The sequence below is a fragment of the Mesorhizobium sp. RSR565B genome (genome assembly GCF_054719465.1).
On the sequence record NZ_JBTTIE010000001.1, the window covers coordinates 2,130,962 to 2,156,070 of the forward strand.

27 protein-coding genes, 1 tRNA gene and 1 pseudogene are annotated in these 25,109 nt (G+C 63.0%); 14 read left to right on the top strand and 15 right to left on the bottom strand.

From position 1 onward, the window contains the following. Positions 1-30 precede the first annotated feature (30 nt). Complete coding sequence (locus tag ACYG9R_RS10225; protein WP_023823996.1) at positions 31-1,017, top strand: Gfo/Idh/MocA family protein; 987 nt, start codon at positions 31-33, stop codon at positions 1,015-1,017. A 96-nt stretch (positions 1,018-1,113) separates the two neighbouring features. On the opposite strand, the gene ACYG9R_RS10230 is transcribed toward ACYG9R_RS10225, so the two are convergent. Both ACYG9R_RS10230 and ACYG9R_RS10235 read right to left on the bottom strand, forming a co-directional pair. Then, a complete protein-coding gene (locus tag ACYG9R_RS10230) occupies positions 1,114-1,944 on the bottom strand; it encodes an alpha/beta fold hydrolase (RefSeq protein WP_196813592.1) in 831 nt (276 codons plus the stop codon). Between the two features lie 53 nt (positions 1,945-1,997). Next, positions 1,998-2,363 carry a VOC family protein gene (locus ACYG9R_RS10235; RefSeq protein ID WP_023693054.1) on the bottom strand — a complete coding sequence of 122 codons (366 nt, stop codon included), beginning with the start codon at positions 2,361-2,363 and terminating at the stop codon, positions 1,998-2,000. A 146-nt stretch (positions 2,364-2,509) separates the two neighbouring features. Here ACYG9R_RS10235 and ACYG9R_RS10240 point away from each other — a divergent pair, with 146 nt between their 5' ends. Then, a complete protein-coding gene (locus ACYG9R_RS10240; RefSeq protein ID WP_023681378.1) occupies positions 2,510-2,818 on the top strand; it encodes a hypothetical protein in 309 nt (102 codons plus the stop codon). Positions 2,819-2,850: 32 nt separating this feature from the next. Continuing rightward, positions 2,851-3,741, top strand: coding sequence for a sigma-70 family RNA polymerase sigma factor (locus tag ACYG9R_RS10245; RefSeq protein WP_023823997.1), 891 nt, complete (start codon positions 2,851-2,853; stop codon positions 3,739-3,741). 30 nt (positions 3,742-3,771) lie between these two features. Here the strand turns inward: ACYG9R_RS10245 and ACYG9R_RS10250 are convergent, their stop codons facing one another. Then, positions 3,772-4,500, bottom strand: coding sequence for a GntR family transcriptional regulator (locus ACYG9R_RS10250; protein ID WP_031199375.1), 729 nt, complete (start codon positions 4,498-4,500; stop codon positions 3,772-3,774). Between the two features lie 147 nt (positions 4,501-4,647). On the opposite strand from ACYG9R_RS10250, the gene ACYG9R_RS10255 reads away from it, so the two are divergent. After that, positions 4,648-5,190 carry an autotransporter gene (locus ACYG9R_RS10255; RefSeq protein WP_023823999.1) on the top strand — a complete coding sequence of 181 codons (543 nt, stop codon included), beginning with the start codon at positions 4,648-4,650 and terminating at the stop codon, positions 5,188-5,190. A 100-nt stretch (positions 5,191-5,290) separates the two neighbouring features. Here the strand turns inward: ACYG9R_RS10255 and ACYG9R_RS10260 are convergent. The 3 genes and pseudogenes from ACYG9R_RS10260 to ACYG9R_RS10270 form a co-directional block, all read right to left on the bottom strand. Next, a pseudogene (locus ACYG9R_RS10260) lies at positions 5,291-5,455 on the bottom strand (LysR family transcriptional regulator); the annotation flags it as partial. Between the two features lie 32 nt (positions 5,456-5,487). Continuing rightward, a tRNA-Arg gene (locus ACYG9R_RS10265) sits at positions 5,488-5,564 on the bottom strand. 195 nt (positions 5,565-5,759) lie between these two features. Next, positions 5,760-7,292: an ATP-binding protein gene (locus ACYG9R_RS10270; RefSeq protein ID WP_023672265.1), complete on the bottom strand. Its 1,533-nt coding sequence runs from the start codon at positions 7,290-7,292 to the stop codon at positions 5,760-5,762. Between the two features lie 345 nt (positions 7,293-7,637). Between ACYG9R_RS10270 and rpmH the strand changes: the two genes are divergently transcribed. The 6 genes from rpmH (at position 7,638) to yihA (ending at position 12,496) form a co-directional block, all read left to right on the top strand. Beyond that, the gene (gene rpmH / locus ACYG9R_RS10275; RefSeq protein WP_008833937.1) at positions 7,638-7,772 is read left to right on the top strand and encodes a 50S ribosomal protein L34; all 135 of its coding nucleotides are present in this window, start codon (positions 7,638-7,640) and stop codon (positions 7,770-7,772) included. A 16-nt stretch (positions 7,773-7,788) separates the two neighbouring features. Continuing rightward, positions 7,789-8,142 (top strand): ribonuclease P protein component, encoded by a 354-nt coding sequence (gene rnpA / locus ACYG9R_RS10280; RefSeq protein WP_023736958.1) that lies wholly within the window; start codon positions 7,789-7,791, stop codon positions 8,140-8,142. A gap of 14 nt (positions 8,143-8,156) precedes the next feature. After that, positions 8,157-9,971 (top strand): membrane protein insertase YidC, encoded by a 1,815-nt coding sequence (gene yidC, locus ACYG9R_RS10285; protein ID WP_023728099.1) that lies wholly within the window; start codon positions 8,157-8,159, stop codon positions 9,969-9,971. 344 nt (positions 9,972-10,315) lie between these two features. Beyond that, positions 10,316-10,882, top strand: a complete 567-nt coding sequence (locus tag ACYG9R_RS10290; protein ID WP_023824000.1) for a fasciclin domain-containing protein — start codon at positions 10,316-10,318, stop codon at positions 10,880-10,882. Positions 10,883-11,201: 319 nt separating this feature from the next. Next, positions 11,202-11,840, top strand: a complete 639-nt coding sequence (locus ACYG9R_RS10295; RefSeq protein WP_023824001.1) for a CatB-related O-acetyltransferase — start codon at positions 11,202-11,204, stop codon at positions 11,838-11,840. Continuing rightward, positions 11,837-12,496 carry a ribosome biogenesis GTP-binding protein YihA/YsxC gene (gene yihA, locus ACYG9R_RS10300; RefSeq protein WP_023824002.1) on the top strand — a complete coding sequence of 220 codons (660 nt, stop codon included), beginning with the start codon at positions 11,837-11,839 and terminating at the stop codon, positions 12,494-12,496. The genes ACYG9R_RS10295 and yihA overlap by 4 nt, the downstream gene beginning before the upstream one ends. A 66-nt stretch (positions 12,497-12,562) precedes the next feature. Here yihA and ACYG9R_RS10305 read toward each other — a convergent pair whose 3' ends face one another. Further along, on the bottom strand, positions 12,563-13,306 hold the full coding sequence (locus ACYG9R_RS10305) for a TetR/AcrR family transcriptional regulator (RefSeq protein ID WP_023681357.1): 744 nt from the start codon (positions 13,304-13,306) through the stop codon (positions 12,563-12,565). A 146-nt stretch (positions 13,307-13,452) separates the two neighbouring features. Here ACYG9R_RS10305 and ACYG9R_RS10310 point away from each other — a divergent pair, with 146 nt between their 5' ends. Together ACYG9R_RS10310 and ACYG9R_RS10315 are read left to right on the top strand one after the other, a co-directional pair. Further along, positions 13,453-14,634, top strand: a complete 1,182-nt coding sequence (locus ACYG9R_RS10310) for an HlyD family secretion protein (protein WP_023687455.1) — start codon at positions 13,453-13,455, stop codon at positions 14,632-14,634. Between the two features lie 22 nt (positions 14,635-14,656). Next, complete coding sequence (locus tag ACYG9R_RS10315; RefSeq protein ID WP_023710411.1) at positions 14,657-16,252, top strand: DHA2 family efflux MFS transporter permease subunit; 1,596 nt, start codon at positions 14,657-14,659, stop codon at positions 16,250-16,252. 71 nt (positions 16,253-16,323) lie between these two features. On the opposite strand, the gene ACYG9R_RS10320 is transcribed toward ACYG9R_RS10315, so the two are convergent. The 5 genes from ACYG9R_RS10320 to ACYG9R_RS10340 all read right to left on the bottom strand — a co-directional run bounded on the left by ACYG9R_RS10320 (position 16,324) and on the right by ACYG9R_RS10340 (position 20,795). After that, positions 16,324-17,892 carry an FAD-dependent monooxygenase gene (locus tag ACYG9R_RS10320; RefSeq protein ID WP_032886001.1) on the bottom strand — a complete coding sequence of 523 codons (1,569 nt, stop codon included), beginning with the start codon at positions 17,890-17,892 and terminating at the stop codon, positions 16,324-16,326. Between the two features lie 154 nt (positions 17,893-18,046). Further along, positions 18,047-18,547, bottom strand: a complete 501-nt coding sequence (gene msrB, locus ACYG9R_RS10325) for a peptide-methionine (R)-S-oxide reductase MsrB (RefSeq protein ID WP_023824004.1) — start codon at positions 18,545-18,547, stop codon at positions 18,047-18,049. Positions 18,548-18,758: 211 nt separating this feature from the next. Further along, on the bottom strand, positions 18,759-19,316 hold the full coding sequence (locus ACYG9R_RS10330; protein ID WP_023752344.1) for a fasciclin domain-containing protein: 558 nt from the start codon (positions 19,314-19,316) through the stop codon (positions 18,759-18,761). Positions 19,317-19,536: 220 nt separating this feature from the next. Then, positions 19,537-20,259, bottom strand: coding sequence for an anti-sigma factor (locus ACYG9R_RS10335; protein ID WP_023824005.1), 723 nt, complete (start codon positions 20,257-20,259; stop codon positions 19,537-19,539). Continuing rightward, positions 20,256-20,795: a sigma-70 family RNA polymerase sigma factor gene (locus ACYG9R_RS10340; RefSeq protein WP_023673234.1), complete on the bottom strand. Its 540-nt coding sequence runs from the start codon at positions 20,793-20,795 to the stop codon at positions 20,256-20,258. Before ACYG9R_RS10340 ends, ACYG9R_RS10335 begins: the two co-directional genes overlap by 4 nt. A gap of 413 nt (positions 20,796-21,208) precedes the next feature. Here ACYG9R_RS10340 and ACYG9R_RS10345 point away from each other — a divergent pair, with 413 nt between their 5' ends. Both ACYG9R_RS10345 and argB read left to right on the top strand, forming a co-directional pair. Further along, positions 21,209-21,439 carry an amidase family protein gene (locus tag ACYG9R_RS10345; protein ID WP_023696030.1) on the top strand — a complete coding sequence of 77 codons (231 nt, stop codon included), beginning with the start codon at positions 21,209-21,211 and terminating at the stop codon, positions 21,437-21,439. A gap of 77 nt (positions 21,440-21,516) precedes the next feature. Beyond that, a complete protein-coding gene (gene argB / locus ACYG9R_RS10350; RefSeq protein WP_013528489.1) occupies positions 21,517-22,410 on the top strand; it encodes an acetylglutamate kinase in 894 nt (297 codons plus the stop codon). 42 nt (positions 22,411-22,452) lie between these two features. Here argB and ACYG9R_RS10355 read toward each other — a convergent pair whose 3' ends face one another. The 3 genes from ACYG9R_RS10355 to ACYG9R_RS10365 form a co-directional block, all read right to left on the bottom strand. Further along, entirely contained in the window at positions 22,453-22,851 is a 399-nt protein-coding gene (locus ACYG9R_RS10355) for a RidA family protein (RefSeq protein ID WP_023687463.1), read from the bottom strand. A 112-nt stretch (positions 22,852-22,963) separates the two neighbouring features. After that, entirely contained in the window at positions 22,964-24,511 is a 1,548-nt protein-coding gene (bchE, locus tag ACYG9R_RS10360) for a magnesium-protoporphyrin IX monomethyl ester anaerobic oxidative cyclase (RefSeq protein WP_023703792.1), read from the bottom strand. Positions 24,512-24,622: 111 nt separating this feature from the next. Beyond that, positions 24,623-25,099 carry an Lrp/AsnC family transcriptional regulator gene (locus tag ACYG9R_RS10365; protein ID WP_023687465.1) on the bottom strand — a complete coding sequence of 159 codons (477 nt, stop codon included), beginning with the start codon at positions 25,097-25,099 and terminating at the stop codon, positions 24,623-24,625. Positions 25,100-25,109: the final 10 nt, after the last annotated feature.

The following is a 25,109-nucleotide window of genomic DNA, read 5'->3' on the forward strand; positions in this document are numbered from 1 at the left end:
CTTCGCCTGTAAATCGATAGGAGAAGCCTGATGTTCCGATGGGGTGTTTTGTCGACGGCCAAGATCGGCCGCGAGCAATTGTTGCCGGCAATCGTCGAGGCCGAGAATGGCGTTTTGTCCGCGATCGCCAGCCGCGACCTGTCGAAGGCCGAGGCCCTGGGCGAGCGGTTCGGCGCCAGGCATGCCTTTGGTTCGTATGAGGAGCTGCTCGCTTCGAAAGACGTCGACGGCGTCTACATCCCGCTGCCGACCTCGCAGCATGTCGAATGGACGGCCAAGGCCATCGAAGCGGGAAAACATGTGCTGGTGGAGAAGCCGCTGGCGCTCGACGCCAAGGACATCGCGCCGCTGATCAAGCTGCGCGACAGCAAGAAGGTGCTGGTCTGCGAGGCCTTCATGGTCATCTACCACCCGCAATGGATCAAGGTGCGCGATCTCATCGCCGATGGCGCCATCGGCCGGCTGCGCCATGTGCAGGGCGCCTTCTCCTATTACAATGTCGATCCCACCAACATGCGCAACCAGCTCGATCTCGGCGGCGGCGCGCTGCCTGATATCGGCGTCTATCCGACGGTGTCGACGCGGTTTTCGAGCGGCAAGGAGCCGCTGCGCGTGCAGGCGACGATCGAGCGCGACAAGAAATTCGGCACCGACATCTATTCCTCGATCCGCGCCGATTTCGGCGATTTCGAACTGTCCTTCTATCTGTCGACGCAGATGGCGGCGCGGCAGGTGATGGTGTTCCACGGCGAGAAGGGTTTCATCGAGGTGTTCTCGCCGTTCAATGCCGGGCTCTACGACCATCACCGCATCGAATTGCACAACCAGAACCACACCGAGGCGCAGGTGTTCCGCTTTCCCGGCACGCAACAGTACCGGCGCGAGGTCGAGACGTTTGCCAGGGCGGCACAGGGCGGCAAGGAGCGTATCTTCACGCTGGAGGAGTCCGTACTCAACCAGAAGGTCATCGACGCCATCTTCCGCGCCGGTGCCAAGGAAGACTGGGAGGCCGTCTGATACACCAATCTTAGCCGGTAATTTCATGGGAGAAGGGCATTGTGCATGCGGACGCTCCTTTCCTATTGGACTGACGATCTCACGCGCCTCTGAGCGTCAGGTGCAAGGTCTCGGCGAAGCGATCGGGATAGGGCGCAAAGCCCATATGGTCGCCGGGGAAGGCGGCGCGCTTGCTGCCGAGCCTGTCGGCCAGCGCCTTGCCCATGCCGTCGATCGGCTGGCCGATGGACTCTTCGCCGATGCCGACCACGACCGGGCGGCCGCGCAGCGCCTCGATATCAGGACGGTAGAGCGACAGCGGCATGACGCCATGCGCCAGCCAGTATTCGAAATGCCGCTGACCCTGGCAAAGGTCTCGGCCTCCTCGGGCGACGGTTCGAACGAAGGCGGTCCGTCCTGCGGCCCGGCTTCATCCTGACCCGGCCCTTCCGACAGGCTGTTCTCGCTGAAGAATTTCTGCATCGCCGCCTCGACACCCTGGCTGCGATAGGTGTCGTGCAGGTCGCGCATGCCGGCCAGTGACGGCGACGGGTCGTGGAGCAGCATCATGCTGGGCGGCTCATGCGCCACCAGTGCACGAACCCGGCCGGGATGGCGGGCGGCGAGGTTGAGCCCGATCTGGGCGCCGCCGCTGGTGCCGAACACATAGGCCGGTCCGGCGCCAAGCGCCTCGATCAATCGCGCGGCATCGTCGCCATGGACATCGAGGTCCTGCTCTTGCGGCTCTCCGTCGAAGGTGCTGCGCGAATTGCCGCGCGGATCATAGGCGACCACCGTGTAGCGGTCGGCGAGGTGGCCCGCGACATCGGCGAAGACGCCGGCGTCCTGCGGTCCGCCGGGGATTATCAACAGTACGGGGCCGGAACCGCGCATCTCATAATAGAGGCTGGCGCCCGGTACTTTCAGCGTCGACGTTTGGGGGGTCATGTCCATCTCTCCTGTTGTTCTCATGTCAAAGTTCGGCTTTGCGCCGGGTCCGATCATTTGCCGGTCACAACCATGCGGTTGCCCTCGCTGTCGCGGAATTCGGCGACCGTGCGGCCCCGCTGCCAAGGCGCTTCCTGCGGCTCGGTGATGATTTCGACGCCGCGCGCCTTCAGGCCCGCGACCGTTGCCTCGACATCGCCATCAACGAGCACCAGCACGGGCTCAGTGCCCGGCGTGTCATCGGGGCGTTTGACGAAATGCAAATTGGTGACGGCGCCGGGAAATGTCAGCTCGATCCAGCGCCAGCCGCTGTCGCCCATCAGCTGGTCCTCCGCCACCTGGCAAGCAAGATGTCCGGTGTAGAAGGCCTTGGCGCGGTCCTGGTCGAACACCGGCAATTCGGCAAACTGGATGTGCATGATGGGTCTCTCCTGCTCCTGGACGGCTGCCGCGCAGCCGTCGACGGGAAAGACGATCCGGACGATCGAAAAGATTCGCCGGGCGACGAATCTTTTCGAGGCCGCGAAACGTCTTCTCCGTGCAGAGTTGAAAATAGGAGACGACAATGGGCTACAATCTCATCCGCTACGGCGTGAAGGACGAAAGCATCGCCGAGAACCGTATGCTGGTTGCACAGGTGTTCGAGGCACTCGACGACACGAAGCCGCAATCCGTGCGCTACCTCGTCCTGGAACTGGAGAATGGCGAGTTCATCCATCTTGTCAGCCAGGATGGCGACGGCCTGACGGGGCTCGCAGCCTTCAAGGCCTTCAGCGCCGATCATGCCGGACGCCGCTCGACGCCGCTTGCCAGATCGCCGGCAAAGATCGTCGGCAATTATCGTATGCTGGCCGGCGAGGTCGTGCCGGCTTGAATGCAAAGACCGGCATTTTGGGAACGGACAGGATGAACACAGCAAAACTCGACCGCGTTGCCCTGGAGGCGATGCTCGGCTCCTTGCGACCGAAGCTGCACCGCTACTGCGCCCGCATGGCCGGCTCGGTGATCGATGGCGAGGACATCGTCCAGGAGACACTGATCAAGGCACTGCAGGCCATCGACGGCGACGCCGCGGTCGAGCGTCCGGAGCAATGGCTGTTCCGCATAGCCCACAATGCCGCGCAGGATCATCTGCGCCGGCGCCAGCGGGAGCAGGCGCGCATGAGCGAGACCGACATGACGACGATCGAAGACCCCTCCGCAAGCGCCGATGCGAGGCTCGCCACCGCCGCCAGCCTGCGAAGCTTCATGCAGCTGGCAACAGTGCAGCGCAGCGCCGTGATCCTTGTCGACGTGCTTGGCCTCAGCCTGCACGAAACCTGCGAAGTGTCCGGCGCGACGCTGGCCGCGACCAAGGCAGCGCTGCATCGCGGGCGGTCGCAGCTGCGCCTGCTGGCGTCACAGGACGAGCAGGCGCCTGCCCCAAAACTCGACGCCGGTGACGAGCGGCGCCTGCGCCGCTATGTCGACCTGTTCAACGCGCGCGACTTCGACGCCGTGCGCGCGTTGATCGCCGAGGACATCCAGCTTGAAGTCGTCAATCGCACCCGCATGCGCGGCAAGGCGCAGGTTTCCAACTATTTCGGCAATTACGACCGTGTCCAGGATTGGGCGCTGTCGCTCGGCTTCGTCGACGGCAGGCCGGCCATCCTGATCCGCAGCCCGCAAGCGGGAGATGACGCCGTGCGCGGCTTCATGCTGGTCGAATGGCAGGATGGAAAGGTCAGCCATATCCGCGATTTCCGCTACGCGCCCTATTGCCTTGCCGATGCGGACATCCGCTTCATCGACGAGTAAGCATCGGCCAGAGAGCGCGGGCTTCGCGCCTCAGGCGAGGCTTTGCAAATTGGCGTCCTGCAGCTTGGAGCCGGCGAGCAAGGCCTCGAGCACCTGCTTCTTGAGCGACAGGCACTGCGAACGGGCAAGCTTTGCGATGGCCGAGACTTCGGCCAGTTCGCAGGCAAGCACCAACTCCTTCTGCTGGCCGATGATCGCTTGCGTGAAGTCGCGCGATTTGAAGCCGAGATGGAGGACACGCTCCGACTGGTCGAGCGTTTGGTCGAGCAGGCGAACTAGGCGCAGATTGCCGGAGAGTTCAGCCAGGGCCAGGCGAAAGGCGCGGTCGGCCGCTAGAAAGGCGACATGGCTGCGCAGCGTCTCCGGCTTCAGCACCTTCTGCGCCGCCAGCCTGATGTCGTCGAGCCCGCGTTCGGTGAGGTTTGCCGCGGCCACCCGGAACACTTCCGGTTCGATCAGGCTGCGGAGGTCGAAGATCTCGTTGACGTCGCGCAGGCTAAGCGGTGCAATGACATAACCGCGGCGCGGCTCGCTCTTGATCAGCCCTTCCTGCGTGAGGCGGGCCAAAGCCGAGCGGATCGTCGCCTTCCTGATCTGGTAGCGGTCGCCGATCTGCTTTTCGGTCAGGCTTTCGCCGGGTTGCAGGACGCAGGCGACGATGTCGCTCTTCAGCTGCTCATAAGCTTCCTCGCTGCGCAATATGTCGGCGGTCGACGGCGCCTTGACGGCGGACGGTGACACTGATTTCGGAAGAGCCATATCTGCCTGCCCGTTTGGTCTGCCCGCGTGGTCTGACCGCGTAGTCTGCTTGCCCGTTTCGACCATCCGGTTGACGGGTCTGCCGGCATTCGCTAGCCTGAGCATCTCAGTTGTATTGGCTGAGCTTCCCAATGGAGATGACGAGAAATGTCTCTTGCCGCCAACTCGCCTCTCTACGCCGTAACCGCCGATATCGTCAACGCAGCCAAAGGTGCTCATGCCTTCGAACGGGTCAAGGCGGTGCTGCGCGAACACACCGATCGCTTCCATGCATCAGGCGTGCTCGCGCATGAGGAAGACGACGATGAGGTGCTGCTGCATGCCAGCCCTGACTTGACCATCTACCACATCACGCTGTCGCCCGGCCTGCAGTACCCGCCGCACAACCATCTGATGGATGCGCTGATCGGCATCTACAAGGGCAGCGAGACCAACTTCATCTATCCCGTCGACGGCAGCGAGATCGATGCGCCGGAACGCCACGACATCGCGGCGCCCGCGGTGGTGCACATGACCCCTGATACCGTGCACGCGGTGGCCAACACCGGCATCGCCCGCTCAGGCGCGCTGCATGTCTATCTCGGCAATCTGACCGAGACCCACCGCCACATGTGGAGCCCGGGCAGCACCCACGCCGAGCCGTTTGACAATGAGCGGTATCTGGCTGGAGCGAGGCCTATTGGGCCCTGATCCGGGAAAGGCGGAAGAAAAGTGAGCGTGCTGCGCGGCGGCGTGAATGAGCATTCAGCGTCGCTGCGCCCAGATAACGGTCGCCGCGTACTCTCCCGTTTCAAGAACATCGCAGCGCGTTTATAGCGCAGTCAGGCTGACGACTGGGGTAATAAATGAAGAAGCCCGGAATAGGCGGCGTCCAGTTCTCCAGCACTCGGATGAGGCGGTGCTCGGCAACGTGTTCCGCGACCTGCTCTTCATATGCGAGCCCAAGACCGGCTAGCGGATCGCAGGAAATCGCAGATTCGGCGGAAATGGCGCGCCCGAAGAGATTCGAACTCCTGACCCCCAGATTCGTAGTCTGGTGCTCTATCCAGCTGAGCTACGGGCGCGCAACAGGCCATGCTTTACATAGCCCCGCTAACCGATCCTGACGACCGGCCGCGACAAGACGTGTTCCCTAGCGACTGAATTTCCGAAAAGCAAGCCAATCCGGCAAAAGTTTTGTCGCAGCTGCTTTCGACGGTGCCGATCAAAGGGGTGCTGAGATTCAGCTCAGTCCGGCTTCGGCTGAATATCAATACAGCTCAGGCAGGGCGGCGCAGGCCGTTGCGGGCCTGGTCGAGGCGGACCGGCTGGTCGGGGATGGTGACGGCGAAGGTGGTGCGGCCGCCGATCGATTCGACCAGTTCCACCGTGCCGCCATGGGCGCGGATCAGCTCGTGCGCGATGGCCAGGCCAAGGCCGGTGCCGCCGCTGCGGGCCGAGCCTCGAAACGCCGCGAACAGGTTTTCTCGCGCCTTCGCCGGCAGGCCGGGACCGGTGTCGGTGACAATGATGCGGCTTACGCTGCCTATGCGCTCGGCCGATACGGCGAGCCGGCGCACCAGCGCGCTCTCGGCGTCGGCCGCCATCGCCTGCACCGCGTTTCGGCACAGATTGGTGAGCACGCGAAACAGCTGGTCGGAATCGGCATCGACCTCGAAGGCGAGCTCGACGGCATTGACGAATTCGATGCCGTCCTCGATGTCGAGCAGGCCGTGGACGTCGTCGACCAGCTGGCGCAGCCGCAAGCGGCGGCGTGAGGGCGCCGGCTCCTGTGTGCGGCCATAGTGGAGCACACCTTCGGAATAGGAGACGGCTCGGTCGAGCGCGCGCAACAGCTTTGGCGCGAAGGCCTGCACCGTCGGGTCCTTGACCAGGCGCAAGCGGTCCGACATCAGCTGCGCCGAGGCCAGGATGTTGCGCATGTCGTGGTTGATCTTGGAGACGGCGAGGCCAAGATCGGCAAGGTGCTTCTGCTCCGACAGCATCTTTTGCAGCCGTTCCTGCATCTGCGACAGTTCGCGCTCGGCAACGCCGATCTCGTCGGCGCGGGCGGCCGGGTGGATGATGCGCCCTGGATCGTCGGGCGCCTCGGAGAAGGACAGCATCGAGCGCGTCATGGTGCGGATCGGGCCGATCATGATCAGGTCAATCGCGGCATAGACCAGCATTGCGGTGAACAACGAGATCAGCAGCGAGACGAAGGCGACGTTGCGCGAATAGCGCAGCATGGCGTTGCGCAGGGAATAGTCGGGCATGATCAGCTCGAATTCCTTGTCGCTGTCGCCGACCGGGCCGAACACCCTGAGCATGCGCTTGCCGCCGAAGAACAGCGTATCCAGCGCCCCGGTCATGCCCTTGATCATGCCGACATTGGCGATGTCGATATGCTCGTCGACCTGCGGCGGCATCTCGGCCACCACCAGCAGGCGCGACACGCCGCCGTCGCGCACCGCGATCGCCTTGGCGCCGATTGCCATCAGCACGTCGTTCTGGGCGGCGCGGGAGAGCGAATTGGGCTCGCCCTGCACCAGCACGATCGACACCGCGGCAGCGGTGCTTAGCCGCTCCTTCAGCCAGGCCAGGCGGTAGCTGGCGATCCAGGGCAGGAAAATGAGGACTTCGGCCAGGAGCACGAAGACAATGGTGAGCAAGAGCAGCTTGGTCGACAGGCCGCGCGCCAAGGGCACTGAACGATTGGGCACCGAACGGCTCGCAACCGGGCGAACGGTCGCCGGGCTGGCATCGGCTGTCGCCGGGCCGCTCCCTTCATCCGCTGATGCAACTTCGCTCATTAAGGCCTGTCTTCACAAACGCTTGATCGGTTGAGATTAGGTGATTGCGGCTTTTTTGCCAATTTCATCCTTCGTTGGACGATGGTGCCAGCAATAAAAGACCGCCTCGAACTGGGTGTTCGCGCTGCGACGAACTGACGTTCGCGATGCGACGAACTCATAGTTCGCGCTGCGACGAACTGGCGTTCGCGCTGGATTGACTCCCAAAACCCTTCTTTCTATAAGCCGCTCACGCTCGGGCCATTCGTCCCGGCGCGGTTTCGATCGCGCCAATGCCGGCCCGGCAAAGCTCCTGTTACACTGTGACAGAATCAAGAAGGGCCGCACCCCGCGGTATTAAAACAAATGAAGCGTACCTACCAACCGTCCAAACTCGTCCGCAAACGCCGGCACGGTTTCCGTGCTCGCATGGCCACCAAGGGTGGTCGCGGCGTCGTCGCAGCTCGCCGCAACCGCGGCCGCAAGCGGCTCAGCGCCTGAACGGAAGACGAGATCGTTGCCCGCAACCGGCAAGCCAGTGGGACCAAACCCCAAGCGGCTTCTGAAACGTGCGGAATTCCTGGCCGTCCGCCGCGGTGAAAAGCGGCGCGGGCGGCTTTTTCTCGTTGAAGTTCTCGACCGCAAAGACGGTCTGCCGCCGCGCGTCGGCTTCACCGTCACCAAGAAGGTCGGCAATGCGGTTGTCCGCAACCGCGTCAGGCGGCGGCTGAAAGAAGCCGTGCGCACCCATGCCGCAAGTGACATGGCGCCCGGCAATGACTATGTCATCGTCGGGCGTGAAGACGTGCTCACCATTCCGTTCGGCCAGTTGAAGGCCGAACTCTCCCGCCGTCTCAGCGGAACACGATAGGCCAAGGGCTTTCGATGGAAAACAACCGGAACTTCTACATCACCATCGTCTTGTCGGTGCTGATCCTCGGGCTGTGGCAATATTTCTATGTGCTGCCGCGCAGCGAACAGCAGCGCGAGGCGGCCCGCATCGAAGAGCAGCGGGCGGCGGAGCAGAAGAAGGCGGCCGAGGCCGCCAACCCCGGCGGCACGCCGGCGCCCGCAGCGCCCGGCGCCATTCCAAACGCGCCCGGCACCTATGTCACGACGCCGGAAGGCCGCGCGCAGGAAGTGGCCAAGACGGCCCGCGTCAACATCGACACGCCGAGCCTGTCGGGCTCGATCAACCTCACCGGCGCCCGCCTCGACGACCTAAAGCTCAAGCACTATACCGAGACGGTCGACAAGACATCGCCGCAGATCCAGCTGCTCAATCCGCAGGCGCTGCCCACCGGCTATTATGCCGAGATCGGCTTTGTCGGCAGCGACACGACCGGCACGGTGCCGGGCCCGGAAACGGTCTGGAGCGTCGACGGCAATGCGACGCTGACGCCGGCGACGCCAGTGACGCTGACCTTCACCAACGACAAGGGCCTGACCTTCAAGCGCACGATCTCCGTCGACGGCGACTACATGTTCACCGTTTCCGATGCGGTGCAGAATTCAGGCTCGACCCCCGTCACGCTGTCCAATTACGGCCGCGTCATCCGTTTCGACAAGCCGGCCGTCGCCAGCTCCTATGTGCTGCATGAAGGCCTGATCGGCGTCACGGGAACCGAAGGCCTGCAGGAGCACAAATACGCCGACATCGAGAAGAACAAGCTCTATACGCCGAGCAAATCGACCGATGGCTGGCTTGGCATCACCGACAAATATTGGGCGGTCACCCTGGTGCCGACCGAGAAGCAGCCCTTCCAGCCGCACTATGCCTATTACGACAATGGCCGCCCGCGCTACCAGTCGGACTTCCTCACCGACCCGATCACCATTGCCGCCGGGCAGTCGGCGACGGTCGAGACCGAGATCTTCGCCGGCGCCAAGGAAGTCAACAAGATCAACGCCTACGCCCAGGATCGCCAGATCAGGCTGTTCGACCGGCTGATCGATTGGGGGTGGTTCATCTGGATCACCAAGCCGATGTTCTACCTGATCGACACGCTGTACAAATTCTTCGGCAATTTCGGTCTGGCCATCCTTGCCACCACCGTCGTCGTCAAAACCCTCTTCTTCCCGCTCGCCAACAAATCCTATGCGTCGATGGCGAACATGAAGAAGGTGCAGCCCAAGATGCTCGAGATCCGCGAGAAATACGCGGACGACAAGATGAAGCAGCAACAGGCGATGATGGAGCTGTACAAGACCGAGAAGATCAATCCGCTCGCCGGCTGCTGGCCGGTGGCACTGCAGATCCCGGTGTTCTTCTCGCTCTACAAGGTGCTCTACATCACCATCGAGATGCGGCACGCGCCGTTCTTCGGCTGGATCCAGGATTTGGCCGCGCCCGATCCGACCTCGGTCTTCAACCTGTTCGGCCTGCTGCCCTTCGCGCCACCGGCATTCCTGCCGCATATGGGCGCCTGGGCGGTGGTCATGGGCATCACCATGTTCCTGCAGATGCGCATGAACCCGACGCCGCCGGATCCGACGCAAGCGCAGATCTTCACCTGGATGCCGGTGATCTTCACCTTCATGATGGGCAGCTTCCCGGCCGGCCTCGTCATCTACTGGGCCTGGAACAACACGCTGTCGATCCTGCAGCAGGGCGTGATCATGAAGCGCCAGGGCGCCAAGATCGAATTGTGGGACAATCTGACGGCATTGTTCCGAAAGAAACCCTCGCCGGCTGAATAGAAGGCGCTATTCCGGCAATCAAAGCCCCGGCTCGTCCGGGGTTTTTGTGGACGAGGCGCGCATCACGTTCCCGTGAGGCGCGAAACTTGCGGCGTGCAACCGGCGTGGCTGCTGCTTGTACCGCCAAGGCCGATCAACACCGATCAGCCCTAATCCGAAGACCGCTGTTTTTGATCCGTGACCCCGTCATGTCCATCGCGGGGATGCGGCTCGTGGGATGGGCATTCGCCTTTAAGTATCTGTTATTATTATTGTTTTTACTCTGCATCGAAACTTTCCCGCAATCGCCGCGTAACTCTTCCCGACAATCGAATCAACAATTGTCGCACCAGAAGGGTTCTCCAATGGCAAAGTCCATCCTCAAGGCATTATGCTTTTCCGCCGGCCTGGCTCTATCGGGCCTCGCAGCGACGACGGCCTATACGCTCGCCAATCCCGCCGTTGGCGGCGCTGCGATGCTGACCTCCAAGAACATCGTCGAGAACGCCCTCAACTCGCCGATCCACAAGACGCTGGTTGCCGCCGTCAAGGCCGCCGGCCTGGTCGACACGCTGGAAAGCGCGGGACCCTTCACGGTGTTTGCGCCGACCGATTCCGCCTTCAAGAAACTGCCGGCCGGCACCGTCGCCACGCTGGTGAAGCCCGAAAACAAGGACAAGCTGACCAAGATCCTGACCGCCCATGTCGTGGCCGGAAAGATCTCGGCCAAGGAGATGATGACCAAGGCCAAGGCGATGGGCGGCAAGTATGAGATGAAGACCGTTAGCGGCGACACGCTGATCGCCGAGGTCAAGGGCGGCTCGCTCTACATCGTCGACGAGTCCGGCGGCGCCGCCAAGGTGAGGGTCGCCGACGTCAACCAGTCGAACGGCGTCATCCACGTCGTCAACAAGGTGCTGTTGCCGAAGTAACGGCTTTACGCAACAGGGAATGACGGCGGGCTGCGACGGGCTTTCTCGGTCTGCCTTCCCCACCTCACGAGGAGGTGCCATTCTTTTGAAGCCGTCTTCGACACCACCGGGGTCCTGCTTGTCCTTCGCAGGGCCCCGTTCTTTTGGGTTTCAGGGCGCCTTAGCCGACGGCGGCGGTCGACCTGATCGTGATCTGCCGCGGCACGAACTGAACATCGAAGCCCAGCAGGGCTCGCTCATCGGGCGATTGGTGCTATAGGGCGGATCACGCCATCTAGAATGGCGGCTTTAATTTGCGCCACTCTCGACGGATCTCGCCATGGACGGACCCAACCCAGACATCAAACACCCGATCCCGATGCACACCCGCGTCGGCTTCCTCAAGCCCCTGGTCACCGCGCCGAGTATCGAGATCGGCGAGTTCACCTACTATGACGATCCTGACGGACCGGACAAATTCGCCGAGCGATGCGTGCTGCATCATTATCCCTTCATCGGCGACAAGCTGATCATCGGCAAGTTCTGCGCCATCGCCGAGGGCGCGCGCTTCATCATGAACGGCGCCAACCATGCCATGTCCGGCTTTTCCACCTATCCGTTCAACATTTTCGGCCATGGCTGGGAGCAAGGCTTCGACCCGAAGACGTGGTCGCAGGAACTGCGCGGCGATACGGTGGTCGGCAATGATGTATGGATCGGCATGGATGCGGTGATCATGCCCGGCGTGTCGGTCGGCAATGGCGCCATCGTGGCGGCGAAATCGGTGGTGACGCATGACGTGCCGGCCTATGCGATCGTCGCCGGCAATGCGGCAAAGGTGGTGAAGATGCGTTTCGACGACAGGACGGTCAGGCGGCTGCTTTCCGTGGCGTGGTGGAACTGGCCGGTGGACAAGATCGGCCGCAACCTCAACGCCATTCGGGGCGCCGATATTTCCAGGCTGGAGGCAGCGATTTGAACGCGCTGGGCAACACCGTCATCGGCACCGACCTGTTCACCAAGGGGTGGATCTTCATCCGCGGCGTGCCGGCGATGAAGTTCCTGCCGCCGGAGGGGCCGCCTGAGATCGCCTTTGCCGGCCGCTCCAATGTCGGCAAGTCGTCGCTGATCAATGCGCTCGTCGGCCATAACGGGCTGGCGCGCACCTCCAACACGCCGGGCCGCACGCAGGAGCTCAACTATTTCGTGCCGGGCGGGTTTTCCGGCGAAGGCACCGACCTGCCGCCAATGGCGCTGGTCGACATGCCGGGCTACGGCTATGCCAGCGCGCCGAAGGAAAAGGTGGACGACTGGACCAAGCTGGTCTTCGACTATCTCAAGGGCCGCGTGACGCTGAAGCGGGTCTATGTGCTAATCGATTCCCGGCATGGCATCAAATCCAAGGACGACGAGGTGCTGTCGCTGCTCGACAAGGCGGCGGTGTCCTACCAGATCGTGCTGACCAAGACCGACAAGATCAAGGCCGCCGGCGTGCCGCGGCTGGTCGAAGAGACATTACTGAAGATCAAGAAGCGACCGGCGGCGTTTCCGTTCGTGCTCGCCACGTCGTCGGAAAAGGGCGAGGGTCTGGACGAACTGCGCGCGGCGATCGTGCTGGCGGCCAATGGCGGTTAAAAGCAACTCCGGGAAAAGTGTGAAGCGGTTTTCCGTCCGGAGTTGCGAAAAAAGACCTTTGGCTAACTAGGCCTTTGCCTTGGACTTCGCCTCGAGCGCGATCATCTGATGGCTTTCTTCCTCGGCAAGCTTTTCGGTGCCGTAGGACTTCAGGAACAGGCTGACGCCCGACCGCACGATGTGGTCGATTTCATCCTGGCTCGGCGCCTTGGTGCGGTAGGCGAAGATGCACTGGCGAAACAGGCCGGCGAGGCACAGTTCGGTGAATTGATAGGCGGCAAGATCGACATCATCGATCTTGAGCAGGCCGCGTTCGATGGCTGCATTGAGGAACTTGACCACCTTGTCGTGGCCGCGTTTGGGGCCGCGTTCGTAAAACCGCGCGCCCATGTCCGGTATCCTGTCGGAGGCGCCGATCACGGTGCGTTGCGCCTGGATGACCTTGGCCGAGGTGATCTTCATCGACAGCACCTTGCCGAATTTCACCAGCGTCTGGCGCAGATCGTCGGCGCGGTCGAGCATGTCGTACATGTTCTTGAAGATGGTGCCGCGCTCTTCCTCGATCAGCGCCTCGAACAGCTCTTCCTTGTTGGCGAAGTAGACATAGATCGTGCCCTTGGAGACGCCAGCCTCGCGGGTAATGTCGTTCATCGACGCCGCTTCGAAGCCCTTGTCGATGAACACGCGCCGCGCGCCCTCGATGATCTGGCTGCGCTTGACCGGATCCTGGCCCGCCGCCGGGCGGCCGCGACGCGCACTATCCAGCACATCGCACGGATCATTTTCGACGTCGGGTAACGTGTCGGCCATTAAAGTCACACCTCGCGAAATAATTCGAACCGAGCGGTTCGATTGCTCTTGATATGGGCCTGCTTTAGCGCTATGTCAACGTTCGCATCGAACCGAACGGTTCAGTATAACACATTTTCCTTATGTAGCTACGGTAGCGAGATATCATGTCCTCGAACACGCCAACCACCGCCGAAGTCCGCCCCTTTCCCAACGCCAAGGTCTCGCCGGTTATCGAAGCGCCGGAAGCGCCCATCAAGCCTGCCGCCGAAGTTTTGGCCGAGGTGCCGGCCAAGAAGAAGCGGTCGGCTCGCTCGTTCATGCTGCCGATCATCGGCCTCGCTCTGCTCAGCGCCGGCGCCTGGTATGGCTATAATTACTGGACCGACGGCCGGTTCCTGATCTCGACCGACGATGCCTATGTCCAGGCCGACATGTCGTTCGTCTCGCCGAAGATTTCCGGCTATGTCGATCAAGTCAAGGTCTCGGAGAACCAGCAGGTCAAGGCCGGCGATCCGCTGCTGACGATCGACGACGGCGACTACAGAATAGCCGTTGCCCAGGCGGAGGCGCAGATCGCCACGCTGGCCAAGACGCTCGACCGTATCGACGCGCAGACCAAGGCGGCGCAAGCTTCGCTGCAACAGGCGCAGGCGCAGAAGGTCGCCGACCAGGCGGCAGCCGACAACGCCGCTCGCGCCCAGCAGCGCGCCGCGCAACTGGTCAAGACGCATGTCGGCACACAGGCGCAACTGGACGATGCCCAGACCGCTCTCGACCAGGCCAATGCAGCCCTCGTCGGCGCCGACGCGCAGATTGCAGCCGCACAGGCCAATATCGGCGTGTTCGAAGCGCAGCGCGCCGAATCGGCCAGCACGCTGGCTTCGCTGCGGCTGAACCGCGACAAGGCCGCGCGCGATCTGTCCTTCACCGTGCTCAAGGCGCCTTATGACGGCGTCGTCGGCAACCGCTCGGTCGAGCAGGGCGACCTCGTCAGCCCCGGCCAGAAGCTCGCCGTCGTGGTGCCGCTGGACAAGCTCTACATCGTTGCCAACTTCAAGGAGACGCAGCTGGCCAAGCTGGTGCCCGGCGAGAAGGTGCGGGTCTCGGTGGACGCCACGGACGGCCATGATTTCGAAGGCACGGTGTCGTCGCTGGCGCCGGCTTCGGGTGCGGTGTTCTCGCTGCTGCCGCCGGAAAATGCCACCGGCAACTTCACCAAGGTGGTGCAGCGCATCCCGGTTCGCATCGACGTGCCGGCCGATGTGCTGAAGGCCGGCAGGCTGCGCGCCGGCCTGAGCGTCGTCGTCGCCGTCGACAGCCGCACGGCTCCGGCCGCGGCGAACTGAGCGGCCGCAAGGGGATAACGCCATGGCAACCGCAACCATAACAGCAGGAGCGGCCCCTGCCATGCCGGCGGTACCGACGACCATCTCGACGCGCCGCCTCATCGCCTTCCTGGCGATGGTGTTCGGCATGTTCATGGCGATCCTCGACATCCAGATCGTCTCAGCCTCGCTGGCCGAGATCCAGGCCGGCCTCAGCGCCAGTTCCGATGAAATCCCATGGGTGCAGACCGCCTATCTGATCGCCGAAGTGGTGATGATCCCGCTGTCGGGCTTCCTCAGCCGGATGCTGTCGACGCGCGTGCTGTTTGCAGGCGCCGCGGCCGGCTTCACGGCGGCCAGCGCGCTGGCCGCGACCGCCACCAACATCGACCAGATGATCGTCTACCGAGCCATCCAGGGCTTTATCGGCGGCGGCATGATCCCGAGCGTTTTCGCCGCCGCCTTCACCATCTTCCCCCCGTCGCGCCGCGCCATGGTGTCGCCGATGATCGGCCTGGTGGCGACGCTGGCGCCGACCATCGGCCCGACCGTCGGCGGCTATATCAGCCATGCCATGTCGTGGCACTGGCTGTTCCTCATCAATGTCATTCCAGGCATTCTGGTGACGGTCACGACCTGGACCCTGATCGATTTCGACAAGCCCAATCTCGGCCTGTTCAGCAAGTTCGACTGGTGGGGCCTTGCCGGCATGGCGGCGTTTCTCGGCTGCATGGAATATGTGCTCGAGGAAGGTCCGAACCATGACTGGCTGCAGGAACAGGCCGTGTTCATGTGCGCCATCATCATGGTTGTCGGTGCGGCGCTGTTCTTCTGGCGTGCCTTCACCGCCGAGGAGCCGATCGTCGATCTCAGGGCCTTCACCAACGTCAATTTCGCCTTCGGTTCGCTGTTCTCCTTCGTTATCGGCATCGGCCTGTACGGTCTGACCTATCTCTACCCGGTGTTCCTCGGACGCATCCGCGGCTACGATTCCTTGATGATCGGCGAAGCCCTGTTCGTCAGCGGCCTGGCGATGTTCGTCACTGCGCCGATTTCCGGCATCCTGTCGAGCAAGATGGATTTGCGCATCATGATGATGATCGGGCTGTTCGGTTTCGCTGCCGGCACATGGTGGATGACGCATCTGACCGCCGACTGGGATTTCTGGGAATTGCTGATCCCGCAGATCCTGCGCGGCAGCTCGATGATGCTGTGCATGGTGCCGATCAACAACATTGCGCTCGGCACCTTGCCGCCGGACCGGCTGAAGAACGCGTCGGGCCTGTTCAACCTGACCCGCAACCTCGGCGGTGCGGTCGGCCTTGCCGTCATCAACACCGTGCTGATCGATCGCAGCGCCTTCCACTACGCCAGGCTGGCCGAGCATGTGGAATGGGGCAGTGCGGCGGCGCAGACCAAGCTGCAGAACATGACGCTCGACTTCCAGCAGACTCCCGGCCTCGACGCCACCAAGGCGGCGATCTCCAAACTGTCGGGCATGGTCCAGCAGCAGGCGTCGCTGCTGTCGTTCATGGACGTGTTCACCATGCTGACCGTGCTGTTCGCGACCATGGCGGTCTTCACCCTGGTCATCGCCAAGCCGGCGCCGCCCGCGGGCAGCGGTGGCGGAGGCCATTGAGCGCGCCGGATCCCCCGCCTGGCGCCCTCATGTGTGACCCCGGAAATCACCCCCGATTTCCGGGGTCACGCTTAAGCATCGATCGTTGTCAAGCTCCTTGGTCGAGGCGGCCCAAACCATTTGGTCAGCGAGTCGGTTAGCCCGGCTGCTTCAGGGCCGCCGACCCAGGCCACATAACCGTCAGGCCGGACCAGCACTGCGCGTGGGGCTTCGACTGCCCCCAGCACCGGAAGCTCCCATGCGCCATCGTAGCTGGCGTCGACCAGCTGAATCCGCTCCACCCACTGGCCGATACCAAAAGCGCCGGGCTCACCAAGATTAAGCAGCAGCGGCCGAGCGTCGTGCAGCAGGGCGAAAACCGGCAGCGGACCGGCAGCGGTGACGAGGTCGAGATCCGGCATGCGACGCCCCAGCAGCGGATGCCCCTCGCCAAGATCGTAGTGGATGTCCAGGCCGGACAACATGCCGGCAAAACGCTTGCGCGGCTCTTCCATGCCGAGAAGTTCCGACACTGTATCGCGCAGCGCCTTGGTGCGCTCGTCTTCGCGACGGAGCACGACCGACGCCATGGTGTTTTTCATCACACGCGCGGCAATCGGGTGGCGCTCTGCCTGGTAGCTGTCGAGCAGGCTTTCGGGCGCAGTTTTCCTGACCACTTGGGCGAGCTTCCAGCCCAGATTGACCGCGTCCTGCACGCCGGTCTGCAGCCCCTGTCCACCGTCCGGTGGATGCACGTGCGCGGCGTCGCCTGCCAGCAGCACCCGCCCCTTGCGGTATGAGGCTGCCTGCCGGGTCATGTCGGTGAAGCGGGCCAGCGATGTTGGATTGTGGACGCCGTAATCGGTGCCGTAGACGGCAATGAGCGCCTCGCTGAGCTCATGCAATGTGGGCACGCCGCCGGCCCCGACCTCGCGTTCGGTCACCAGCACCCGCACCGTACCGTCTTCCAGTCTGCTGAGGCCGTGAATTCCGATGGCATCGCGGTGGATACCCCATTGCGGCTCTTCCGTTACCTCGATCTCGGCGATCAAATTGCTGGTTGTCGGCTCGGAACCGGGGAACTCGATGCCCGCCGCCTTGCGCACGAGGCTTCTGCCGCCGTCGCAGCCGACGAGATAATCGGCACGAAGCGACCCGCCATCGCTCAGCGCGACATCGACGCCGCCGCCATCCTGCACCAAGCCTGTCACCTCGCGGCCACGGTAGAACGTGACGCCAAGCTCCTCGACCCAGTCAGCAAGGATGCGCTCTATGTGCTTTTGCCACAGCGCCAGCCCGTAATTGTGGCGGGTGGGGAAGTCGCTGATATCAAGCGAAACGCCGACGAAGCCTGCGACCTGTGCGGTCTGGCCTTGCGACAGGAACCGATCGGCAATGCCGCGCTGGTCGAAGATCTCGATGGTGCGCGAATGCAGGCCGCCCGAGCGCGCGCCGGCGAGGTCCTGGTTCTCGCGCCGCTCGACGATGGCGACATCGATGCCGGCCAGGGAAAGCTCGCCGGCCAGCATCAACCCGGTCGGGCCGCCGCCGGCGATCACCACGGAATGGGATATTCGCGGCCGGTCCGCATCAACACCGTCGGTCGATTTGGCGGTCGATTTGGGCTCGCCGTCGCGAGCCCGTGCTTCAGTTCGTTGCATAGGTTCTGGCCCTCTCGTTAAGGGCTGCGGAATCTACGCATAAAAAGCCGTCTGCCAATTCTTGAAGTTGACTGTTTTCGCCCCATTTCAAGAGATAGGAGGCGGTCGTCACACCGGCGCCAAATCCCCAATCCCGCTAAAAGACGCCGAACGGTCAGGCAGTGGCCGGCTTGAAGCTGAGCGCCACGCCGTTGATGCAATGGCGCAGGCCGGTCGGCGCCGGGCCATCGTCGAAGACATGGCCGAGATGGCCGCCACAGCGGCGGCAGTGGACCTCGGTACGCGTCATGCCGAGCGAACGGTCCTCGGTCTTGCCGACGGCGTTGGCAATCTCCTGCCAGAAGCTCGGCCAGCCGGTGCCGGATTCGAACTTGGTCTCCGAGGAATAGACCGGCAGGTCGCAGCCGGCGCAGGCGAAAATGCCCTTGCGGTGCTCGTTGAGCAGCGGGCTGGTGCCGGGATATTCGGTGCCTTCCTTGCGCAGCACATTGAAGGCTTCATCCGACAGGATGGCGTGCCACTCGGCGTCGGTCTTGGTGACCTCGAAGGTTTCGGCAGCTCTGGCGGACTGGGTTCCGCCCAAGCGTAGCGTTGCCAAGGCGCCGGCGACGGCCGCAAAGGCGACGCCACTCAAAAGCAAGTCGCGACGGTGCATGACGGAAATCCTCCTGCGGATCATTTTGCCAGATTTGGCCGCCACTGGAAAATCAAAAGCCGGTGACGGTTGCCCTGCAAACCGAACGCTCCAAACCGGCTCCGCGTTTTGTGGCGGACGGCGTGGAGCGCTCGGAAGATTGCGCGGCCCGCGAAGGGGGAGCCGCGCAATCAGAGAGCTTACCGCCTGTTCGTCGGCGGCAGGGGCTTTGTTACATCTTCGGCAGCAGGACCTTGTCGATGACGTGGATGACGCCGTTCGACTGCTCGACATCGGCGATCGTGACATTGGCGACATTGCCGTTCTCGTCGGCTACGGTGACCTTGCCGCCATCGGCCTTGAGCGACAGCTCGCAGCCGCCGACCGTCTTGACCTTGTGGGTGCCGCCATCGGCCTTGGCCATCGAGGCGACATCGGCGCCCATCGCCTTGGCGCCGATGACATGGCAGGTCAGGATCTTGGTGAGCTTGTCCTTGTTCTCGGGCTTGAGCAGCGACTCGACCGTGCCAGCCGGAAGCGCGGCGAAGGCCTCATTGGTCGGCGCGAAGACGGTGAACGGGCCGGCGCCCTGCAGCGTCTCGATCAGGCCGGCAGCCTTGACGGCGGCGACCAGTGTCGTGTGATCCTTCGAATTGACGGCGTTCTCGACGATGTTCTTGTTGGCGTACATGGCGGCGCCGCCAACCATCGGATTCTCGGCATAGGCGATTGTGGCGAGGGCGGAGACGGCAATGGTACCGGCGAGCAAAAGGGTGGCGATTCTACGCATAGTGTTCGAACTCCTCGGGGTTATTGTTTCCTCTTTCGGAACAGAGGAGATACGAAATAGAACTGCCTGAGTTTCCGCGCGCCGGGAAAAATTTCCTTTATTTTGTCGGCGAATTAATCTCCCAGATCGAACCTCTAATCTCCAGCAGCGTATCCAAAACGAAAACAGCGGAAGATGTACTTCCGCTGTCTTCATTGTCACGTCATGGTTTTACGATCTATCAGATGCCCTTCAGGTCGCCCGCGGCAACGACCGGTCCGGTCGGCTGTCCCGTCGTCGAACCGCCCGTCGGCTCGACGCTGACAGCAAGCACGGCGCCTTGCGCCAGCTTCTGCTGCACGGCCGGGGTAACCGGGATATGGGCGACCTGGCCGGCGGGGATGACGCCCATCGAGACCGGCGCATTCTTGCCTTCGATCATCCACAGTTCGAAGTCCTTGCCGGCGGCGCGTTCGCCCGAAACCAGCGACAGGCCGACATCGCGGCGGGAAGCGTCGTAGACGACAAGGTATTTGACATCGCTGCCTTCGGCAGCCAGCGAGGCGACGAGGCGCTCCTGCGGCACGACGACCGGCGACCTGACGTAAGGCACGGCGACATAGAGCACCAGGGCCGCGAGAGCCGCTGCGGTGAGGCCGCGCCAGAAGCTAAGGCTGGACCACAGGCTGCCGCTCGGGGCCGTCGTCGACGCCGCGGTGGAGGAGAACAGCCGGCGATCGATAGCCGGCTTGATGGTGGCCGGCGGCTGTACCTCAGCATAAGCGGCAGCCATCGGCGAGAGGTTTACTTCCCAGGAATCGACGAGACGGGCAAAGCCGGTCTCCGCGTCGATGCGTCCGGAGGCTATCTGGCGCTCATCCGCCGGCAGCACGCCGAGAACGTATTCGGCTGCGAGCAGGTCGTCGCCTCCACGTTCCGGTCCATTTTCTTCTGCCAGGGTCATCTTTCCAGACATTCTCTAAGTTTCAACAGGCTGCGGCGCAGCCATGTCCGCATCGTGTTGAGCGGAACCTTGTGACGTTCCGCGAGCTCGGCGTAACTTTCGCCGTTCAAATAAGCACCCCGAACGGCTTGCGCCCGGTCTTGTTCCAACTCTTCAAGGCACTGATAGATGCGCTCGGATTCACCGCCCGCAACAACCATAGCCTCTGGCCCCGGACCGGGGTCAGCCACGTCGAGCGCGGCATCGATATCGGCAGCGGGCTTGCGTCGCGACCGGATGCGATCAATCGCATGATTGCGTGCTATGGCCACCAGCCAGGAGATTGGGCTTAGATCGGAAACAGCGAAACGGTCCGCCTTCGTCCACACTTTGACGAAGACCTCTTGCAGCGCTTCTTCCGCATCTCCGCGATCCTTCAATACACGAAGGCACACGCCGAAAAGTTTCGCACTGGTTTGCCGGTAAAGCAGATCGAACGCAGTCCGATCCTTCATCGAGGTCCGGACAATCAGGGTGGAGATATCCTGCGGCGTCATACGGACAAGCTAAGCGATCACGATTTATTTGCAAAGGCAGAAATCTTGTTGTCCACGCAATCGATGTCCGCGCCCGATCGCCAGTAATCGCCGGTCGGTTGCCAAGGAAATCGGCTGTCGTTAGCCTCCCGCAGATAGGGGAACAGCAATGTCGGCCGAACGGATGCTGTGGGAGAACGATGCGACCGGCTTGGCAGAGCTGTTGCACAGAGGCGAGATCTCGCCGCCAGACCTTGTCGATGCTGCGATCGCGCGCGCCGAGGCAACCCGATCATTGCGCATCCGCCGCTTGCCTGAGGCGCCATGGACCCGAAGGGGGCCGACGAGCTCATCGAAAACCTGCTCGACAAATTGCATTTGACCCGTCTCTTGGAGATCAGATCCTTGTTTGGGCAATTGATGGACAAGAGCCTGTGGTTCACCACTGGCCGGCGATCCAGAATGTCAGCGGCCAGCCGTCGATCGCGCTGCCGGTCCATGTCACCGATGCCGGCCTGCCGCTCGGCATCCAGGCCGTCGGCCGCCCCGGCGACGAGCAGGACGCTTTTGTCGCTTGCTGCGCAGATGGAGAAGGTTTCCGGGTGGCTGACGCGGCGGGCGCCGCTCAAGGTGCCGGCCTGATCCGGCAGATTTCATCATCGTGATAGCAAAGCTGTTTGCGGCCTGGGCCAATTCCCGCTAAGACGCCGCCGTCCTTACCCACATCCAGGGAACCATGCCGATGACGGAGATCACCGCCACCGCCGAAATGCAGGCCGCCCTGCTCTCGCGGGCCCTGCCCTATATGCAGCGCTACGAGCACAAGACGGTGGTGGTGAAATATGGCGGTCATGCCATGGGCGATATCGAGCTCGGCAAGGCTTTCGCCCGTGACATCGCGCTGCTGAAGCAGTCCGGCGTCAACCCGATCGTCGTCCATGGCGGCGGGCCGCAGATCGGCGCCATGCTGGCCAAGATGGGCATCGAATCCAAGTTCGAAGGCGGACTGCGCGTCACGGATCAGAAGACGGTCGAAATCGTCGAGATGGTGCTGGCCGGTTCGATCAACAAGGAGATCGTCGCGCTGATCAACGCCGAGGGCGAATGGGCGATCGGCCTGTGCGGCAAGGACGGCAACATGGTGTTCGCCGAAAAGGCGCGCAAGACCATGATCGACCCGGATTCCAACATCGAGCGTGTGCTCGATCTCGGTTTCGTCGGCGAACCGGTCGAAGTCGACCGCACCCTGCTCGACCTGCTGGCGCGCTCCGAAATGATCCCGGTGCTGGCGCCGGTGGCGCCCGGCCGCGATGGCCATACCTACAACATCAATGCCGACACCTTCGCCGGCGCCATCGCCGGCGCCTGCCAGGCGACGCGCCTTTTGTTCCTGACCGACGTGCCCGGCGTGCTCGACAAGAACAAGAAGCTGATCGACGAGCTGACGGTGGCCGAAGCCAAGGCGCTGATCAAGGACGGCACGGTGTCGGGCGGCATGATCCCCAAAGTCGAGACCTGCATCGAGGCGATCGAGCGCGGCGTCGAAGGCGTCGTCATCCTCAACGGCAAGACGCCGCATGCGGTGCTTCTGGAACTGTTCACCGAACACGGCGCCGGCACGCTAATCGTGCCCTGATCGGCAACTGGCTTGGCGGCCAGTTGGTCGGCTGGCCAGCCCTTAGGCAGGCTGGGGCAGGCGCGCGATGACCTTTATCTCGAAGTCGAAGCCGGCTAACCAGTTGACGCCGACCGCCGTCCAATTGGTGTAGGGCGGTTCACCGAACACCTTCAGCCGAACGGCATCGATCACGGGCCATTGCGTTGCCGGATCGGTGTGGAAGGTGGTCACGTCGACTATATCGTCGAACGTGGCGCCCGCTGCTTTCAGCACTGCCGCGAGATTGTCGAAGGCAAGCTGGACCTGCTTTTCGAAGACAGGTTCGGGCGACCCGTCCTCGCGGCTGCCGACCTGGCCCGAGACAAACAAAAGATCGCCCGATCGGATTGCAGCAGAATAGCGATTGATCTCGTAGAGAGCCTGCCTGCCGGCAGGAAAGATCGCGTCACGTTTGGTCATTTTCACTCCATTGTCCGGGACACTCACATACGTCCCGTATGCATGAGGTGGGTACATACGCCGCGTATGTCAATACGCATACGGTACGTATCTATGAATGGCAGCGAGCCGGTCAGGTGCCGGCCGAGATCGCGACAGCCGCTTCGGCCGGCTTGAGCGGCGGGCGCATGACGACCATGGATTCCTCATCGGCATCCTGCGGCGCGCCCCAGAACTCAGCCAGCGTCGGACCATCCTTGAGGCGGCGGTCGCGGGCCAGGAAACCCCAGACCTCGCGGAACCACACGCGGCGGCCCATTTGGGTGTACCAGCGCATCGAATGGCGCTGTTCGGGATCGGGGTGGAAGAGAATGCGCGCCAGCGCCTTCGGCCGCGACTGCACCGCGACCTCGATCAGCTTGACCGAGAAGAACAGCATCCACGGTTTCAGCCGGGTCATCTGCAGCACCTGGTGCTTGTAGTCCCACAGCCGGGCATCCGTCTGGATCACCTTGCGGTCCTTGGCGATGCGGAAGAACGGCGTCCAGCGGTGCGGCGTGACATAGAGCGCCTGGATCTGGTCGGGGTCGTAGGCAAGCAGCTGGCGAAAGCCGCGCCACAGATCGCGAAAGGTCTCATCCTCGAACCCCGCCACCCAGGTCGCCATGGACAGTATGCCATGCTGGCGGAGCAGCCGGATCGCCTCGCGGTCGGATGAGGTGCTGCCGCCCTTGCGGATCAGTTGAAGCGTCTGCTGGTCGGTGTTTTCCATGCCGAGCAGCCAGCGGATGACGCCGGCCTTGCGATAGAGGTGCAGGATGTCGGCATCGCGCACGATGTCGTCGGCCCGGGTCGAGCCGACGATCAGCACCGGCACGTTCTCGGCGATCAGCGCATCGAGAAAGGCGCGCCAAACCTTCTTCGATACGGTCGGGTTTTCGTCGGCGAGGTTGATCAGTTCGACGCCGTGCTGGCGGTGCAGCCAGGCAATCTCCTGCGCAAATTTTTTGGGGTCGCGGTGCCGCCAGCGGGTCCAGAAACCGCGCTGGCCGCAATAGTTGCACAGATGCGGACAGCCCCGCGAAAACTGCATGACCACGGCGCGCTTGCCGCCCCAATAGCTGTAGCGGCGGTGATCGATCAGCTCCCAGCCGACGCGGTACTCGTCCAGATTGGCAGTGGTCCCGGCCGGCCGCGTCGCGAAGGGGCGGCCGAGATCGTCGCGATAGGCGATACCCGCGACATCGCCCAGCGGCCGGCGATTGTCCAGTGCCACGACCAGGGCAAGGATGGTTGCCTCGCCCTCGCCGCGCACGATGAAGTCGAAGACATCGCTCGCCGCCAATATGTCGCGCCAGTGATAGGTCGGGAACACGCCGCCATAGATCACCAGCGTCGCCGGCTCGAGCGCCTTGACCATGCGGGCGATCGCGAGCGCGGTGGGATGCGCCGAGGTCGAGCCGGAGTGGCCGATCAGGATGCAATCGGGCTGGCCGCTGAGCGCATCGCGCACCAGAGTTTCCAACGGCATCGGCCCGAATTCGGCATCGACCAGCCGGACTTTATGGCCGGCGTCGATAAGCGGGCCGCCCAGTGCCAGCAGGCCGAGCGGTGGCAGATGGTCATCGGGCACGCGGCTGCCGATGGCGGTGTGCGGCGGATTGATCAGCACGATGTTCATGACGGACCTTTGAGCGACGGTCCGCATGGCGTAGCCGGCGTTTCAGTTTCGCATTTGGGCTCCGTTCAGCAGTTTGCGTGCAGCTTTTCCGCAGAAATGGCGGTGCGTGTCCTACCGCCTGAGGTGGGCGAGCGGCACGTGGCCCGGGCCCTTGATGTTCTGCAGCACCAGCTGGGTGTGAACGTCGCGCACGCCGGCAAGGCGCATCAGGCGGTGCATGACGAAGGCGTTGAGTTCGTCGACCGACGGCACCATGACGTGCAGCAGGAAATCGTGGTCGCCGGTCATCGTCCAGCATGACGACACTTCGTCCATGCGTTGCACGGCGGCGATGAAGGTTTCGGGCGAACCGTCGCTGTGGCTGGTGAGCCGCACCTGGATGAACACCTCGACCATCAGGCCGACGGCGCGGCGGTTGAGCACGGCGGCAAAGCCCTTGATGATGCCGGCCTCCTGCAGCGCCTCGAAGCGGCGGGCGCAAGGCGTCGTCGACAGGCCGATCTCCTGCGCCAGTTCGGACACGGGCTTGCGTCCATCGCGCTGAAGCACATCCAGCATCTTGATCTCGAAATCGTCGAACTGAGGCATTTTCACTCTC